Origin of the sequence: Bacillus cabrialesii, assembly GCF_004124315.2 — a bacterium.
In the GTDB taxonomy this organism is placed as follows: Bacteria; Bacillota; Bacilli; order Bacillales; family Bacillaceae; genus Bacillus; species Bacillus cabrialesii.
In genome coordinates this window covers 390,642-404,138 of sequence record NZ_CP096889.1, presented here as the reverse complement: position 1 = coordinate 404,138, position 13,497 = coordinate 390,642, and the positions used below count along the sequence as shown (strand labels likewise).

At 42.8% G+C, this 13,497-nt stretch carries 16 protein-coding genes; 7 read left to right on the top strand and 9 right to left on the bottom strand.

All coding sequences use genetic code 11. The annotated features are described in order from the left end of the window. Positions 1-566: 566 nt before the first annotated feature. Positions 567-929 (bottom strand): transcriptional activator HxlR, encoded by a 363-nt coding sequence (hxlR, locus tag EFK13_RS02155; protein WP_129506746.1) that lies wholly within the window; start codon positions 927-929, stop codon positions 567-569. 231 nt (positions 930-1,160) lie between these two features. On the opposite strand from hxlR, the gene hxlA reads away from it, so the two are divergent. From hxlA to nin, 5 genes are all read left to right on the top strand, one after another. Then, on the top strand, positions 1,161-1,793 hold the full coding sequence (gene hxlA, locus EFK13_RS02150; RefSeq protein ID WP_075750199.1) for a 3-hexulose-6-phosphate synthase: 633 nt from the start codon (positions 1,161-1,163) through the stop codon (positions 1,791-1,793). Positions 1,794-1,798: 5 nt separating this feature from the next. Then, positions 1,799-2,356, top strand: a complete 558-nt coding sequence (hxlB, locus tag EFK13_RS02145) for a 6-phospho-3-hexuloisomerase (RefSeq protein ID WP_129506747.1) — start codon at positions 1,799-1,801, stop codon at positions 2,354-2,356. A 111-nt stretch (positions 2,357-2,467) separates the two neighbouring features. Next, entirely contained in the window at positions 2,468-4,192 is a 1,725-nt protein-coding gene (gene tlpC / locus EFK13_RS02140) for a methyl-accepting chemotaxis protein TlpC (protein WP_129506748.1), read from the top strand. A 174-nt stretch (positions 4,193-4,366) separates the two neighbouring features. Next, positions 4,367-4,816 carry a DNA-entry nuclease gene (gene nucA / locus EFK13_RS02135; protein WP_129506749.1) on the top strand — a complete coding sequence of 150 codons (450 nt, stop codon included), beginning with the start codon at positions 4,367-4,369 and terminating at the stop codon, positions 4,814-4,816. Between the two features lie 26 nt (positions 4,817-4,842). Next, entirely contained in the window at positions 4,843-5,241 is a 399-nt protein-coding gene (gene nin, locus EFK13_RS02130) for a DNA-entry nuclease inhibitor (protein WP_064815182.1), read from the top strand. Positions 5,242-5,277: 36 nt separating this feature from the next. On the opposite strand, the gene bglC is transcribed toward nin, so the two are convergent. The 7 genes from bglC to EFK13_RS02095 form a co-directional block, all read right to left on the bottom strand. Continuing rightward, complete coding sequence (gene bglC / locus EFK13_RS02125; RefSeq protein WP_129506750.1) at positions 5,278-6,711, bottom strand: 6-phospho-beta-glucosidase; 1,434 nt, start codon at positions 6,709-6,711, stop codon at positions 5,278-5,280. Positions 6,712-6,783: 72 nt separating this feature from the next. Continuing rightward, positions 6,784-7,512: an AAA family ATPase gene (locus EFK13_RS02120; protein WP_129506751.1), complete on the bottom strand. Its 729-nt coding sequence runs from the start codon at positions 7,510-7,512 to the stop codon at positions 6,784-6,786. Positions 7,513-7,531: 19 nt separating this feature from the next. Next, a complete protein-coding gene (locus EFK13_RS02115; protein WP_129506752.1) occupies positions 7,532-7,873 on the bottom strand; it encodes a DUF3147 family protein in 342 nt (113 codons plus the stop codon). Then, entirely contained in the window at positions 7,861-8,283 is a 423-nt protein-coding gene (locus EFK13_RS02110) for a MarR family winged helix-turn-helix transcriptional regulator (protein ID WP_129506753.1), read from the bottom strand. Before EFK13_RS02110 ends, EFK13_RS02115 begins: the two co-directional genes overlap by 13 nt. 126 nt (positions 8,284-8,409) lie before the next feature. Continuing rightward, positions 8,410-8,742 (bottom strand): YckD family protein, encoded by a 333-nt coding sequence (locus EFK13_RS02105; protein ID WP_129506754.1) that lies wholly within the window; start codon positions 8,740-8,742, stop codon positions 8,410-8,412. A gap of 101 nt (positions 8,743-8,843) precedes the next feature. Then, complete coding sequence (locus EFK13_RS02100; RefSeq protein ID WP_129506755.1) at positions 8,844-9,281, bottom strand: RDD family protein; 438 nt, start codon at positions 9,279-9,281, stop codon at positions 8,844-8,846. A gap of 12 nt (positions 9,282-9,293) precedes the next feature. After that, positions 9,294-10,430 (bottom strand): zinc-dependent alcohol dehydrogenase, encoded by a 1,137-nt coding sequence (locus tag EFK13_RS02095; protein ID WP_129506756.1) that lies wholly within the window; start codon positions 10,428-10,430, stop codon positions 9,294-9,296. Between the two features lie 167 nt (positions 10,431-10,597). Here EFK13_RS02095 and EFK13_RS02090 point away from each other — a divergent pair, with 167 nt between their 5' ends. Together EFK13_RS02090 and EFK13_RS02085 are read left to right on the top strand one after the other, a co-directional pair. Then, complete coding sequence (locus EFK13_RS02090) at positions 10,598-11,461, top strand: transporter substrate-binding domain-containing protein (protein WP_129506757.1); 864 nt, start codon at positions 10,598-10,600, stop codon at positions 11,459-11,461. Between the two features lie 9 nt (positions 11,462-11,470). Further along, positions 11,471-12,151 (top strand): amino acid ABC transporter permease, encoded by a 681-nt coding sequence (locus EFK13_RS02085; protein WP_129506758.1) that lies wholly within the window; start codon positions 11,471-11,473, stop codon positions 12,149-12,151. 48 nt (positions 12,152-12,199) lie between these two features. Here EFK13_RS02085 and zinU read toward each other — a convergent pair whose 3' ends face one another. Then, positions 12,200-13,393, bottom strand: a complete 1,194-nt coding sequence (zinU, locus tag EFK13_RS02080; RefSeq protein WP_129506759.1) for a zinc metallochaperone ZinU — start codon at positions 13,391-13,393, stop codon at positions 12,200-12,202. Positions 13,394-13,497 lie beyond the last annotated feature (104 nt).

Below are 13,497 nucleotides of genomic sequence, written 5' to 3'. Positions count from 1 at the left end.
ATACCTCCCCTAATCTTCAATAAGCAGTGAACATGTGCAGCATATTTCCCTTTCTTATCCACATAAGCTTTTAATCCATATGAACTAACAGACAAAAAAGCCCAAAGTACTACGCTTAAAAAGCAGTGCATCCAAACAAAAAAACAAATTGCCGCTATCAAAAGGCCGCCGCCAATCATCATCCCGGCGTCTAACGCAAGCGGATAAAGACCGCAAAGCCCTTCATCCCAGTTGGAAACATTTTTGGCTATTTATTCATTGTTTTCAATATTTTTTACCTTTCTATCGTTCACTTTAAATGAAAAAAATGTTTTTATCACCGAAAAATGGGTGAAAAGTTTCATGCGGGATACCGAAAGATTCCAGTTTATTTACTGGGATATTTTTGCGGCATACCGCAATAATTTCCACTAAACATTATTTACAGAAAAATAAAAATCTTTAAGACAGGACGTCACCTTCAATCTCCTTTATTGTTGAAAACCATTTACAACCTTTACATGTATCTAATCGCCACGCAAAAACCGAAAAACAGGCAAAAAAAAGACACCCTTGCGAAGAGCGCCTTACAACGATTCCTTAATGACGTTTTTGTCCATATCAATCAATTCCATATAGCCTTTCCCCCACTCATACATAGCATCAAGAATAGGCATCAGGCTTTCTCCTTGCGGGGTCAAGGAATATTCAACCTTCGGCGGGACAACCGGATACACTTCCCTATGAACAATCAAATCCTGCTCAAGCTCCCTCAACTGATTCACGAGGATTTTCTGCGTAATATCAGGAATCAGCGTTTTTAATTCATTGAACCGTTTTGTTCCTTCTTTTCCCAAATGCCACAAAATGAGCATTTTCCATTTACCGCCGATCACGGCAAGCGTTAATTCTTTCTCACAATTAAACCTTTTGTCGTCCATCCGGCTCAAAAGAAATCCCCCCTAGTGTACTTTTTATATGTTAAATACGTATCATCACTTACTTACTTTTTTGCAGACTTCTTTTTATTATACTCACTCATAAAACCAATCGAAAGAAATCTGATTGCCCCTCCTCACAGTATCCTCCAAGTAACTAGTTGACTTCAAAGTGCCTACTTCTCATCAAAAGAGGGAACCTATAGAATGAAAAATAAATTCGAAAAAGGAAGTGGATCAACAATGGAATTACAGCTAGCATTAGACCTCGTCAACATCCCGGAAGCCATCGAGCTCGTCAAAGAAGTGGAACAATACATCGACGTGGTTGAGATCGGAACACCGGTTGTCATTAATGAAGGCCTCAGAGCCGTTAAAGAAGTAAAAGAAGCGTTTCCACAATTGAAAGTTCTGGCAGACCTGAAAATCATGGATGCCGGCGGATACGAAATCATGAAAGCGTCGGAAGCGGGCGCTGACATCATCACCGTTTTAGGGGCTACAGACGACGCCACGATTAAAGGTGCAGTAGAAGAAGCCAAAAAACAAAAGAAGAAAATCTTAGTGGACATGATTAACGTAAAAGATATTGAATCCCGCGCGAAAGAAATTGACGCACTCGGTGTTGACTACATCTGCGTCCACACTGGATATGATCTTCAAGCAGAGGGCAAAAACTCTTTTGAAGAATTAACGACAATCAAAAATACCGTAAAAAACGCAAAAACCGCAATTGCGGGCGGCATCAAACTTGATACACTTCCTGAAGTAATCAAGCAAAATCCTGACCTTGTCATTGTTGGAGGCGGAATTACAAGCGCAGCCGACAAAGCAGAAACAGCTTCAAAAATGAAACAGCTTATTGCCCAAGGATAAATCATATGAAAACGACTGAATACGTAACGGAAATTCTCAATGAGTTACACCGTTCAGCGGCTTATATTTCTGATGAAGAAGCTGACCAGCTTGCCGATCACATTCTTTCATCCAATCAAATTTTCACTGCTGGCGCGGGGCGGTCTGGCCTAATGGCAAAATCCTTCGCGATGAGATTGATGCACATGGGCTTCAACGCCCATATTGTCGGTGAGATTCTCACTCCGCCGCTCAGCGAAGGAGATCTCGTCATTATCGGTTCAGGATCAGGTGAAACAAAGAGCCTGATCCATACAGCGGCAAAAGCAAAAAGCTTACACGGAATCGTTGCCGCTTTAACCATTAATCCGGATTCGAGCATTGGAAAACAAGCGGATCTCATCGTCAAAATGCCTGGTTCTCCTAAAGACCAGTCAAACGGAAGCCATAAAACCATACAGCCAATGGGATCATTATTTGAGCAAACGTTGCTGCTGTTCTATGACGCAGTGATTTTAAAACTCATGGAGAAAAAAGGGCTCGATTCTGAAACCATGTTTACTCACCACGCAAACCTTGAATAGCGTCACACAACCGGCCTGAAGATCAGGCCGGTTTTATTATGCTCTAAATAAAACTTTAATCCCAAAAACCCGATAAGTAATATGACCCGCAAATCATAAAAAGGAGGAGTTATGTTGATAAAACAACTAAAGCTTAAACTAGGAACAAAAATTCTTTGCCTGGTTTTCGTAATTATTCTTTTGTTTTCAGCTTCAGTCGGCACTGTGATGCTTAAGGAAATTACAGAAAGCATGAAACAAATGGCAACTGAAAAAGCGAAGGGCGATCTCGCTTTAAGCAGCGCTTATATTGATGGTGTCATGTCAGGGGACTGGCAGATCAAAAACAATAAGCTATATAAAGGACAGACACAAATCAACGGAAATGAAGACATCGTTGATTTGCTTGGCAAAAAAACAGGTGATACCGTAACCATTTTCCAACAGGATACTCGTGTTGCAACCAATGTCATGAAAAACGGAGAAAGAGCTGTTGGCACCCAGGCTTCTTCTGAAGTTACTGACGCTGTTTTAAAGAGCGGAAAACGATTCTACGGACAAGCAGACGTGGCAGGTTCTTCTTATCAGACGGCATACATGCCTTTAAAAGATAAAAACGGTGACATCATCGGGATGCTGTATACCGGAGCCAATCAAAGCATTTTAGCATCACTAACGCAATCACTCTTCACTCAATTCGCTATCGTTCTTGTTATCGTTATCATTGTATCAGTCATCCTCGTCCTGCTTTTCACCAAGAGAATCAATAAGCGGCTGAACGCTTTAAAACGCGCCTTTGAAAGTGCCGGAAACGGAGATATGACAATAGAGGTGTCAGACAAATCCGGTGACGAGCTATCAGAACTCAGCGTCTATTACAATAAAATGAGAATAAAACTGAACGATACCATCCAAACCGTACAGCAATCAGCGCTTCAGCTTGCGTCAGCCTCTCAGCAGCTATCAGCGGGAGCAGAAGAGACAAATCAAGCTTCAGAAAAGATTACAGAAGCTGTACAGCAGATTGCAAATGGTGCCCAGCATCAGATCACTAGAATTGAAAACAGTGAAAGCTCATTAAAACAAGCTTCAGCAGACATCCGGGATATATCTTCTAATACTGCTGCTATTGCTGACAAAGGACAGCTTGCACAATCAAAAGCCGACATTGGGCAAAAAGAAATTTCAGATGTACAGGCACAAATGGACGCGATTCACGATTCGATCCAGAAAAGCGGAGAAATCATACAGCAGCTGGACGGCCGCTCTAAACAAATTGAGCAAATCTTATCCGTCATCACCCAAATTGCCGATCAGACAAACTTGCTTGCTCTGAATGCAGCGATTGAAGCTGCCAGAGCAGGTGAACATGGCAAAGGCTTTGCTGTTGTTGCTGATGAAGTACGTAAATTAGCGGAAGAATCTCAGCAGTCTGCGGGACAGATTTCAAAACTGATCGCAGAAACACAAAATGATATGGACAAATCAGCAAGATCTATTGAGCATGTGAAAACAGAGGCTGCGGAAGGTGTCAGCATGATCCAGCGCACCAGAAATGCATTTAAGGAAATTGCAGCCGCAACAGGTGAAATCAGTGTCGAGATCAGTGATCTATCAGCATCTGTATCTAACATTTCAGAAAGTGCACATCAAATAAACGAATCCTTTACAGCCAATACAGCCGACATTAAAGAGTCTACAGAAAATACACGGCAAGCGGCAGCATTAACAGAGGAGCAATTTGCTGCAATGGAAGAGATTACTGCAGCTTCTGAAACGCTATCTCAATTAGCCGAGGAGCTTACCGGTATCATAAGCCAATTTAAAATGATTGATCAACCCGAAAACAGCCGATGACTCATTATCATTATTGTAAATTGACAATGGTATTTTACTGAAAATAAATATTTCGATCTGCTAAAATTACGATTTCAGCAATAAACTGAGTGCAAAACATAAAATTTTAATCTTTACACCAAACGCTTTCTGGATTACTCTTGGGTCAGTTTTAAAGTTGCTAAAAAGCGGGAGGTGAACATCACGATGGACATCATAAAAACGATACTTCTCGTCATCGCCGTCATAGCAGCTGCAACAATCGGCCTGATAAAGGGAGACTTTTTCTCAGCTGATCAAAAAACGTCTCAAACTAAAGAATATGATGAAACAATCGCCTTCCCTTCTGACCGTTATCCTGAAACGGCCAAACATATTAAGGATGCGATAAATGAGGGGCACTCAGATGTGTGCACCATTGACAGAGACGGAGCTGAGGAACGCCGCGAGCAATCATTAAAAGACGTACCGTCAAAAACGGGGTATGACAGAGATGAATGGCCAATGGCCATGTGCAAAGAAGGCGGCGAGGGGGCTTCTGTAGAATATATTTCTCCCGCTGACAACCGCGGCGCAGGCTCCTGGGTCGGGCATCAGCTGACCGATTATCCAGACGGCACAAAGGTTTTATTCACCATTCAATAAACAGTTAACAGAGGAGGAACAGCACATTGATCAAGTCATGGAAGCCGCAAGAACTGTCGATTTCATATCATCAATTTACTGTATTTCAAAAGGATTCCGCACCTCCTGTAATGGATTGGACTGACGAAGCGATTGAAAAAGGATATGCTGCGGCCGACGGAGCGATTTCGTTTGAAGCACAGAGAAATGCAAAGGCCTTTATTCTTTTGCGCCTGAACAGTTCAGAAACTGTAAACTCCTACGAAAAAAAAGTGACTGTTCCTTTTCATGTCACAGAAAACGGAATTGAAATTGAAAGCATTATGTCTAAAAGACTTTCCTTTGATCTTCCTAAAGGAGACTATCAATTGACATGCTGGACTGTGCCGGCTGAAATGTCAGATCTTCACGCAGACACTTATATTATTGATGCTGTTTCTGTGTAATGAAAAAGCCCTGAGAGAATAACTCTCAGGGGCTCTTTATAAACTTTCTCCGTTCGTCTTGATTACATCCTGATACCAATAAAAGCTTTTTTTCTTTAAGCGTTTTAAATCATGTGTATTTTCTTCATCGCGATTGACATATACAAATCCGTATCGTTTTTGGTAGCCGTTCAGCCAGCTTAACAGATCAGTAAACGACCAGCTGCAATATCCGATCAAATCGACACCGTCGCTAATGGCTTGTCTGCATTGCTCAAGATGCGAACGCAAATAATCAATTCGATAATCATCCTGAACAGTGCCGTCCTCAACTTTATCAAATTCGCCTAAACCGTTTTCTGTTATAAACACTGGAAGCTGGTAGCGGCTTGTAATTCGGCGAAGACCGCTACGCAATCCAATTGGGTCAATTGTCCAATCCCAGTTGCTCGTTGTCAGGTGCGGATTTTTTTTCGTTTTGAACACTCCGGGTATCCCTGTTTCCTGGTTGGTCCCCTTTTGGCCTGTCGTATTCATTTTCCCTTCCGACACACCATCAAGCGGATTTCGTTCGTAGGTGATCGTCTGATAATAATTAACACCTACAAAATCAGGCTTTCCTTTGGCGAGCAGCTCCATATCTCCCGTTTCGATTGTCGGCGCCCACCCTTGTTTTTCGAGATAACGGAAAGGAATTTGCGGGTAGGTTCCCCAGCAATACATATCAAGCCACCAATTGTTCATAAACTCTTCAGCGTTTTCAAATGCCAGTATATCCTCTGGATGGCTGGATAAGGGGTATGCCGGAGAATAAGCAAAGCTTGGACCGATTTTGCCTTCAGGCACATATTCTCTAAAAGATTCAATGGCTTTCGCATTAGCCAGAAACGCAATATGGTTTGCTTCATAAAATCGCTTTCTGTCTTTCACTCCAGGCGGATGCATGGCTGTAATAAAGCCGTGATTAAAATTGTAGTTCTGTTCGTTTAATGTAACCCAATATTTCACTCTATCACCAAAACGCTTATAAAGAGTAATACAGTAATTATTAAAATCTTCTATGATGTTTCTTGATTCAAAGCCGCCATACTCGTCCATAAGCGCCTGAGGCAGATCCCAGTGATATAAAGTCAGAACCGGCTCGATGTTATGAGAAAGTAATTCATCGATCAGATTATCGTAAAACCCAAGACCTGCTTCGTTGATCTCGCCTTTGCCACATGGGAAAATCCGCGGCCAGCTGACGGAAAATCGATACGCTTTTAAGCCCATCTCAGCCATCAAAGCGACATCTTCTTTATAACGGTGGTAATGGTCAACCGCAATATCGCCGTTCGTTCCTTTAAACGTTTTGCCCGGTATTTTCGTAAACACATCCCATACAGAAGGGCCTTTGCCATCTTCGTTCCAAGCGCCTTCAATCTGGTACGCTGCAGAAGCAGAGCCCCACAAAAAATGTTTCGGAAAAGATTCTGGATGCTGGTGGATCATAGCGTTTATCACTCCTGAATAATTTGATAAACCTATCATAGGCTATGAAACGCGTTTCATATCAACTCGATATTAGTCACGGAACAGCTCAGCCAATATTTTTTCTCTTTGTCCAAGAAAATATCGTGTTAATTGAACATGTTCTGTATCCTCATATTCTGTATGATGTATTCTTCCACCATCAAAGCTTAAAATATTAGCATTAGGATAGCCCAGCAGGATCGGAGAGTGAGTCGCAATGATCATCTGGACATTTCCACCCCTCACCAAATCATGTATAACTCTCAAAAAAGCCAGCTGCCTGGCTGGAGAAAGTGCCGCTTCTGGTTCATCTAAAAGATAAATCGCTTTTTCTTTAAACCGATGACGGAATAGAGACATAAAGGACTCTCCATGTGATTGCTTGTGCAGCGGCCTCCCTCCATAAGAGCGGTATGGCTGCGGAGCATCCAATTCCATCTCATCCAGATGAAGAGAAAGATGATAAAACGATTCAGCTCTTAAGAAGAAGCCATTTGCTACCTTTGGGAGCCAAGATAAACGTATGTAATCTCCTAAATGGGAATCTGACTCTCGTAATTCATAGACATTATTTCGGCTTCCGCCCGCTGTATTGAATTCACACTTATCTGCTATGGCTTCAAGCAAAGTAGATTTGCCAGATCCATTTTCTCCTACAAAAAAAGTCACTTGGCTAGTAAATAAAATTTCATTTAACTGGCTTATAGCCGGGATAGAAAAAGGAAATTTGTCAAAGTCCGAAATCTTATCTCGAAGAAGGGTAACCTTTTTTAAAAACATAGCATCTCCTTTCTATGACTCAGTTACATAATATATTGAGAAAAAACTTCTGCATCCATAAAAACACAACCCATCCTAGTATTCCAGCGCATAACGCTAACCAGAACGGCACATGAATTTTCAGCAAAAACGCCAAAATAGCCAGTAAACAAACTGTAGCAGGGATTCCTGTCAGCACACCAGATGCAAATTGACTTAATTGAGCTGTTTTTTCACCCTGTATTTGCATCCAACAAAGACTTAATAAGCTGACCAGGGGCAAAGCAGCAATGATTCCCCCATAGGTCGGATTCCTTTTTGATATTTCAGTGACAAAACCGATAATCAAAGCAGAAATGATTATTTTGCTTAAAACTGCCATTGTTTAGCTTCCTTACTTAAAAGTTCAAACGCCTGTTCAAGGATTTCCTTTTCTGATGCGCTCATTCGTTCAATTATTTCTTTTAATTTCTCTTTATCTAGCTGTGTATGCTGTTCAAGAATAGATCTTCCTTCTTGTGTTAAGAAAACTAATACCTTTCGTTCATCCTGCTGACTTCGCCGTTTAGCTACAAATCCCTTTTGAATTAAACGTTTAGTATGCTCTGACGCTGTATTGTGAGTGACACACAAATATTCAGCCAAAGCCCCTATTGTTGCTTCGCCTTGCTTTTCAATATGCTGCATAAGCCGTATTGCCTGGTGGGAAATATTATCTTTATGTTTGTAATGGAGTAAATAATATATATCTGTCCACTGCTGATTTAGTTTAGCTATGAAATCCATTTTCATTACACACCTTTTTTATATCTTATTATAAGATATAATCATCAATAGCGATACTTTTTATCGAAATATTCATTCAGCAAATCTTCAACAATAAAAAAAGCACCCAATTCCCATTGGATGCTTACCGTCTTAATGTCTTTTTTCAAATTTATGCGCATGGGGATGGGGCTTTGGAACAAAGCCATTTTGTTTCATCATTTCAAAGTGTTTGTCCATGTGATTTTTGATGTGTTCTCCTCTTTCTCTAGGCAGGACACCGTATTGTACATACTTTGAGATAACGTCTTTGCGCTTTTTTAGAATCTCTGCTTCCAGTTGTTCAATCTCTTTCTTTTGCTGGTCTGTCAGTGTGACATTTGCGGGAGGCTGCTGCTGTTTTTCTGCGGCTTCAGCTGTGCCGGCCAGAGAAATGACAGCTGCGGCTATGAACAATATGATGATATTGGTTTTTATCCTTCTCATCCAATTTATTCCTCCAATCCTATTTTTCATATGTTTTGCTGCTTTGCATTTTTTATACATGCAAAATAAAAAGAGCGAACCATTTATTCGCTCTTTCAGATCTATTCGTCAGTATAAAGTTCTTCTTCACCCGGTGACGCATAGGTGACATACGTTCCCGCGATTAAATCATGCAGTGTCCGTTTGTCTTCTCTCACACCGATCAGAATCAGACTGGCGATCAAGCCGAGTCCGAAGGTTATGCCGTAAACCAGACCGGCAACAATAACCCGCAAAACCATTGTTAACAGGCTGACCTGCGCCCCGTCTTTTTTTACGATTCTGATGCCGCATATTCTTTTTCCGATAAGGTAGCCGTGCCAAAACACCGGCAGCAAAATAGAGTACAGCAGAACAATCAGGCTGATAAACATGCTGTCGTTCGGGTCTTTTCCTGTAATCAACCAATAGATCAGCAAAAGAGGGACCGAGACTATAATGTAATCTAACAACGCAGCTCCCAGTCTGATCCAAAATCCGGCTGGTTTGTAAATATTCATTTGACTCCCCCATTATGGCTTCAATATGACTTTAATGTTTCCATCTTCTTTCTTATCGAATATATCATATGCCTTAGGGGCATCAGCAAGACTAAATTTATGCGTAATAATGTCGGTAGGGTCGATTTCTTTCTGTTTCACCATTTCATATAGCATTGGCATCAGATGAATGACGGGCGCCTGGCCCATTTTGACTGATACATTTCGGGTAAAGAAATCGCCGAGCGGAAAACCGTCCGCTTGAGAAATATATGCCCCTGTCAGCTGGACTGTGCCAAACTTTCTGACGGCTTCAGAAGCGGTGAGGATCGGACTGATCGTACCGAACTGATTCGGCTTTTCAGACGTATTTTCTTTAGACAGCGGCGTTCCGTCCATTCCCACACAATCAATGACAACATCTGCTCCGCCGTTTGTTTCATTATAAAGAAGCTTTCCGATTTCATCGTGTTTTGAAAAGTTAAACGTTTCCGCCCCGTTTATCCGTTTTGCGTGTTCAAGCCGATGTGGGACTTGGTCAACGGAGATAACGCGTTTTGCTCCTTTCATCCAAGCGAATTTTTGCGCCATTAAGCCAATCGGTCCCGCTCCGAGAATCAGGACGGTATCACCTTTTTTCACTCCGCTGTGCTCCACGCTCCAATAAGCTGTCGGCATCACATCGGATAGAAGTAATACTTGTTCATCCTCAAGCTCGCTGTCTGCCGGTACCTTAAAGGAAGAAAAGTCAGCGTAAGGGACTCGAAGGTATTCAGCCTGTCCACCCGGAAAATTTCCGTTGAATTCGGAGAAACCGAATAAGCCGCCGGCATCGGTATGCGGATTTGGATTTGATTCATCACATTGGCTCTCCATCTGGTGCTTGCAGTAGAAGCATTCGCCGCAGCCGATGTTAAACGGAATGACGACACGGTCACCCTTTTTTAACGTTTTGACGTCATTTCCGACTTCTTCAACGATTCCCATTGGTTCATGACCGATGATATAATCCGGAGCGGCCGGAATCCCGTTTTTATACAGGTGAAGATCGGAGCCGCAAATGCCTGTTGCGGTAATGCGGATAATGGCATCCTTCTCATGCTGAATCCCGGGGTCTGCTGCATCCTTCACTTCAACATGCTCTTTCCCTTGGTATGTCAATGCTTTCATCCATGGACAACTCCTTTTTTATCACTCCTTCCCTTCATAACAGCTTTTAAACGCTCACACGCTTTTGTATACACAATTCGAACTTTTTGAAAACGTCATCAACATATTGCAACCCCTTATGTTCAGTGCTATCTTTTTAGTTGATTAACAGATTGGGGGAAACACAGGTGAAATCATTCATGCAATCCAAAGCCGTTATATTCGGTCTTACAATGGCTTTCTTTCTTATACTGGCAGCCTGTTCCGGCAAAAGTGAAGCCGGTTCCAAGGATACAGGCTGGGAGCAGATCAAAGACAAAGGAAAAATTGTTGTTGCGACATCAGGCACACTTTATCCCACTTCTTATCATGATACCGATTCTGGTTCCGATAAATTGACGGGCTACGAAGTAGAAGTCGTTCGTGAAGCGGCAAAACGCTTGGGCCTGAAGGTTGAGTTCAAGGAGATGGGCATTGACGGGATGCTGACAGCGGTGAACAGCGGACAGGTTGACGCAGCCGCAAATGACATCGATGTGACGAAGGACCGTGAGAAGAAGTTCGCATTTTCCACTCCATATAAATATTCATACGGCACAGCAATCGTCCGAAAAGACGATCTATCGGGGATTAAAACGCTTAAAGATTTAAAAGGGAAGAAAGCGGCTGGCGCTGCTACGACAGTCTACATGGATGTCGCGAGAAAATACGGCGCCAAAGAAGTGATTTATGATAATGCGACCAACGAGCAGTATTTAAAAGATGTCGCCAACGGACGCACTGATGTCATTTTAAACGACTATTACCTGCAGACACTTGCGCTCGCAGCGTTCCCGGATCTCAACATTACGATCCACCCTGACATCAAGTACATGCCAAACAAACAGGCGCTTGTTATGAAAAAAAGCAATACAGCACTTCAGAAAAAGATGAACGAAACGCTGAAAGAAATGAGCAAGGATGGCACTTTGACAAAGCTGTCGAAGCAATTCTTCAATAAAGCAGATGTATCAAAGAAACTGGATGTCGACGTTCAGGACGTTGATTTGTAAACGGACGCCATGATCAATAGCATTCAGTGGGAATATATTTTCAACACGAAGCTGGCCATTGAATCGTTTCCTTATGTCATAAAAGGCATTGGGTATACGCTGCTCATCTCTTTTGTGAGCATGTTTGCGGGAACGGTGATCGGCCTGTTCATATCACTCGCCAGAATATCTCGGCTTGCCTTGTTAAGGTGGCCGGCGAAGCTCTATATTTCCTTTATGCGGGGCGTTCCAATTTTGGTGATCTTGTTTATCCTTTATTTCGGATTTCCTTATATCGGCATTGAATTTTCCGCTGTCACAGCCGCTTTAATCGGCTTTAGCCTTAACAGCGCCGCCTACATCGCGGAAATTAACCGTTCAGCCATTTCATCCGTTGAAAAAGGACAGTGGGAAGCCGCATCCTCGCTCGGCCTTTCCTATTGGCAGACGATGAGGGGCATCATTTTGCCGCAGTCGATCCGTATTGCGCTGCCCCCGCTTGCCAATGTATTGCTCGACTTAATCAAAGCATCCTCTCTCGCCGCGATGATTACAGTGCCGGAATTGCTCCAGCATGCGAAAATCATCGGAGGCAGAGAGTTTGATTACATGACCATGTATATTCTGACCGCTCTCATTTATTGGGGCATCTGCTCAGTAGCGGCCGCCTTTCAGAATATCCTTGAGAAAAAATACGCTCATTATGTTTAAACAAACGTTTCATTAAAAAAAGCCGCTCCGCAGGAGACGGCTTTTTTTCTATTCATTCAGCTTCCACTTGAACGGGTCCTCAAACAGCGACCAGTCGGAATCAAATTCATACTCAGTCAGCAGGCATTGGTCAAGCTCTTTCGTGATCGCTTCTTCATCCAGGTCTGTTCCGATAAACACCAGCTGCGTCAGCCGGTCACCGAATTCCGGATCCCACTCCTCCAATATTTCCGGTTCCTGCTGTTTGACTTGCTCCTGCTCAAGCTTTGGCAGCGCCGCCACCCAATACGATACAGGCTCAATGGTAACCGACGGCCCTGCTTGCGACATCAATAATGCGAGACTGTTATGCGAGGCGCACCATACGATTCCTTTTGCGCGAACCACGTTCTTCGGCATTTGATCCATCCAGTGATAAAACCTTGAAGAATGAAACGGCAAACGTCTTTTATACACAAATGAAGAGATTCCGTACTCTTCTGTTTCCGGGGTGTGTTCCGCATGGCCTGCCGTCAGCTCTTGAATCCAGCCGGCCGACCCGCTCGCTTCCTCAAAATTAAATAACCCTGTATGTAAAATCTCCTGCGGTTCTACATTTCCTTTGACGGAACGAATAAACTTTGCTCTTGGCTGCAGTGTGCGAAGAACTTTTTCAAGCTGTTCGAGCTCTTGCTCGCTGACCAAATCACATTTATTTAAAATCAGAACATCGCAAAACTCGATTTGATCGATCAAGAGGTCGGCAATGTCTCTTTCATCCTCTTCACCCAATGCTTCTTTGCGGTCCAGAAGGCTATCGCCTGACTGATAATCATGCCAAAAACGGTTGGCATCAACCACTGTCACCATCGTATCCAGCTGACAGAACTTTGTAAGGTCGATCCCCATCTCTTCATCGATATAAGAAAAAGTCTGGGCCACCGGAATCGGTTCGCTGATTCCGGTCGATTCGATTACAATATAATCAAACCGCCCCTCTTTCGCCAGTTTCTCGACTTCAATTAATAAATCCTCACGAAGCGTGCAGCAAATACAGCCGTTTGACATTTCCACAAGCTTTTCATCTGTTCTCGAAAGGCCGCCTTCCTGCTTAACCAAGCCTGCGTCTATGTTCACCTCGCTCATATCGTTGACGATAACTGCTATTTTTAAGCCTTCACGATTTTGCAAAATGCTGTTCAGTAATGTTGTTTTCCCCGCGCCAAGATAACCGCTCAGTACGGTAACCGGAATTTTTTTCATGATGATATCCTCCTTTTAAAATAGAGTGGTTACGATTTAATATGTATGCTTCGCCGTTTAGGCAATGGTGTAGGCAGTTTTTTCTCGCTGTCGGCCCGATTTCT

Bases quoted from the DNA above. Each gene is read 5' to 3' on its own strand.
- EFK13_RS02120 (WP_129506751.1), bottom strand. From the start codon at position 7,512: ATGTTTTTAAAAAAGGTTACCCTTCTTCGAGATAAGATTTCGGACTTT.
- EFK13_RS02110 (WP_129506753.1), bottom strand. From the start codon at position 8,283: ATGAAAATGGATTTCATAGCTAAACTAAATCAGCAGTGGACAGATATA.
- hxlA (WP_075750199.1), top strand. From the start codon at position 1,161: ATGGAATTACAGCTAGCATTAGACCTCGTCAACATCCCGGAAGCCATC.
- EFK13_RS02105 (WP_129506754.1), bottom strand. From the start codon at position 8,742: ATGAGAAGGATAAAAACCAATATCATCATATTGTTCATAGCCGCAGCT.
- hxlB (WP_129506747.1), top strand. From the start codon at position 1,799: ATGAAAACGACTGAATACGTAACGGAAATTCTCAATGAGTTACACCGT.
- zinU (WP_129506759.1), bottom strand. From the start codon at position 13,393: ATGAAAAAAATTCCGGTTACCGTACTGAGCGGTTATCTTGGCGCGGGG.
- bglC (WP_129506750.1), bottom strand. From the start codon at position 6,711: ATGATCCACCAGCATCCAGAATCTTTTCCGAAACATTTTTTGTGGGGC.
- EFK13_RS02100 (WP_129506755.1), bottom strand. From the start codon at position 9,281: ATGAATATTTACAAACCAGCCGGATTTTGGATCAGACTGGGAGCTGCG.
- EFK13_RS02095 (WP_129506756.1), bottom strand. From the start codon at position 10,430: ATGAAAGCATTGACATACCAAGGGAAAGAGCATGTTGAAGTGAAGGAT.
- EFK13_RS02085 (WP_129506758.1), top strand. From the start codon at position 11,471: ATGATCAATAGCATTCAGTGGGAATATATTTTCAACACGAAGCTGGCC.
- EFK13_RS02115 (WP_129506752.1), bottom strand. From the start codon at position 7,873: ATGGCAGTTTTAAGCAAAATAATCATTTCTGCTTTGATTATCGGTTTT.
- tlpC (WP_129506748.1), top strand. From the start codon at position 2,468: ATGTTGATAAAACAACTAAAGCTTAAACTAGGAACAAAAATTCTTTGC.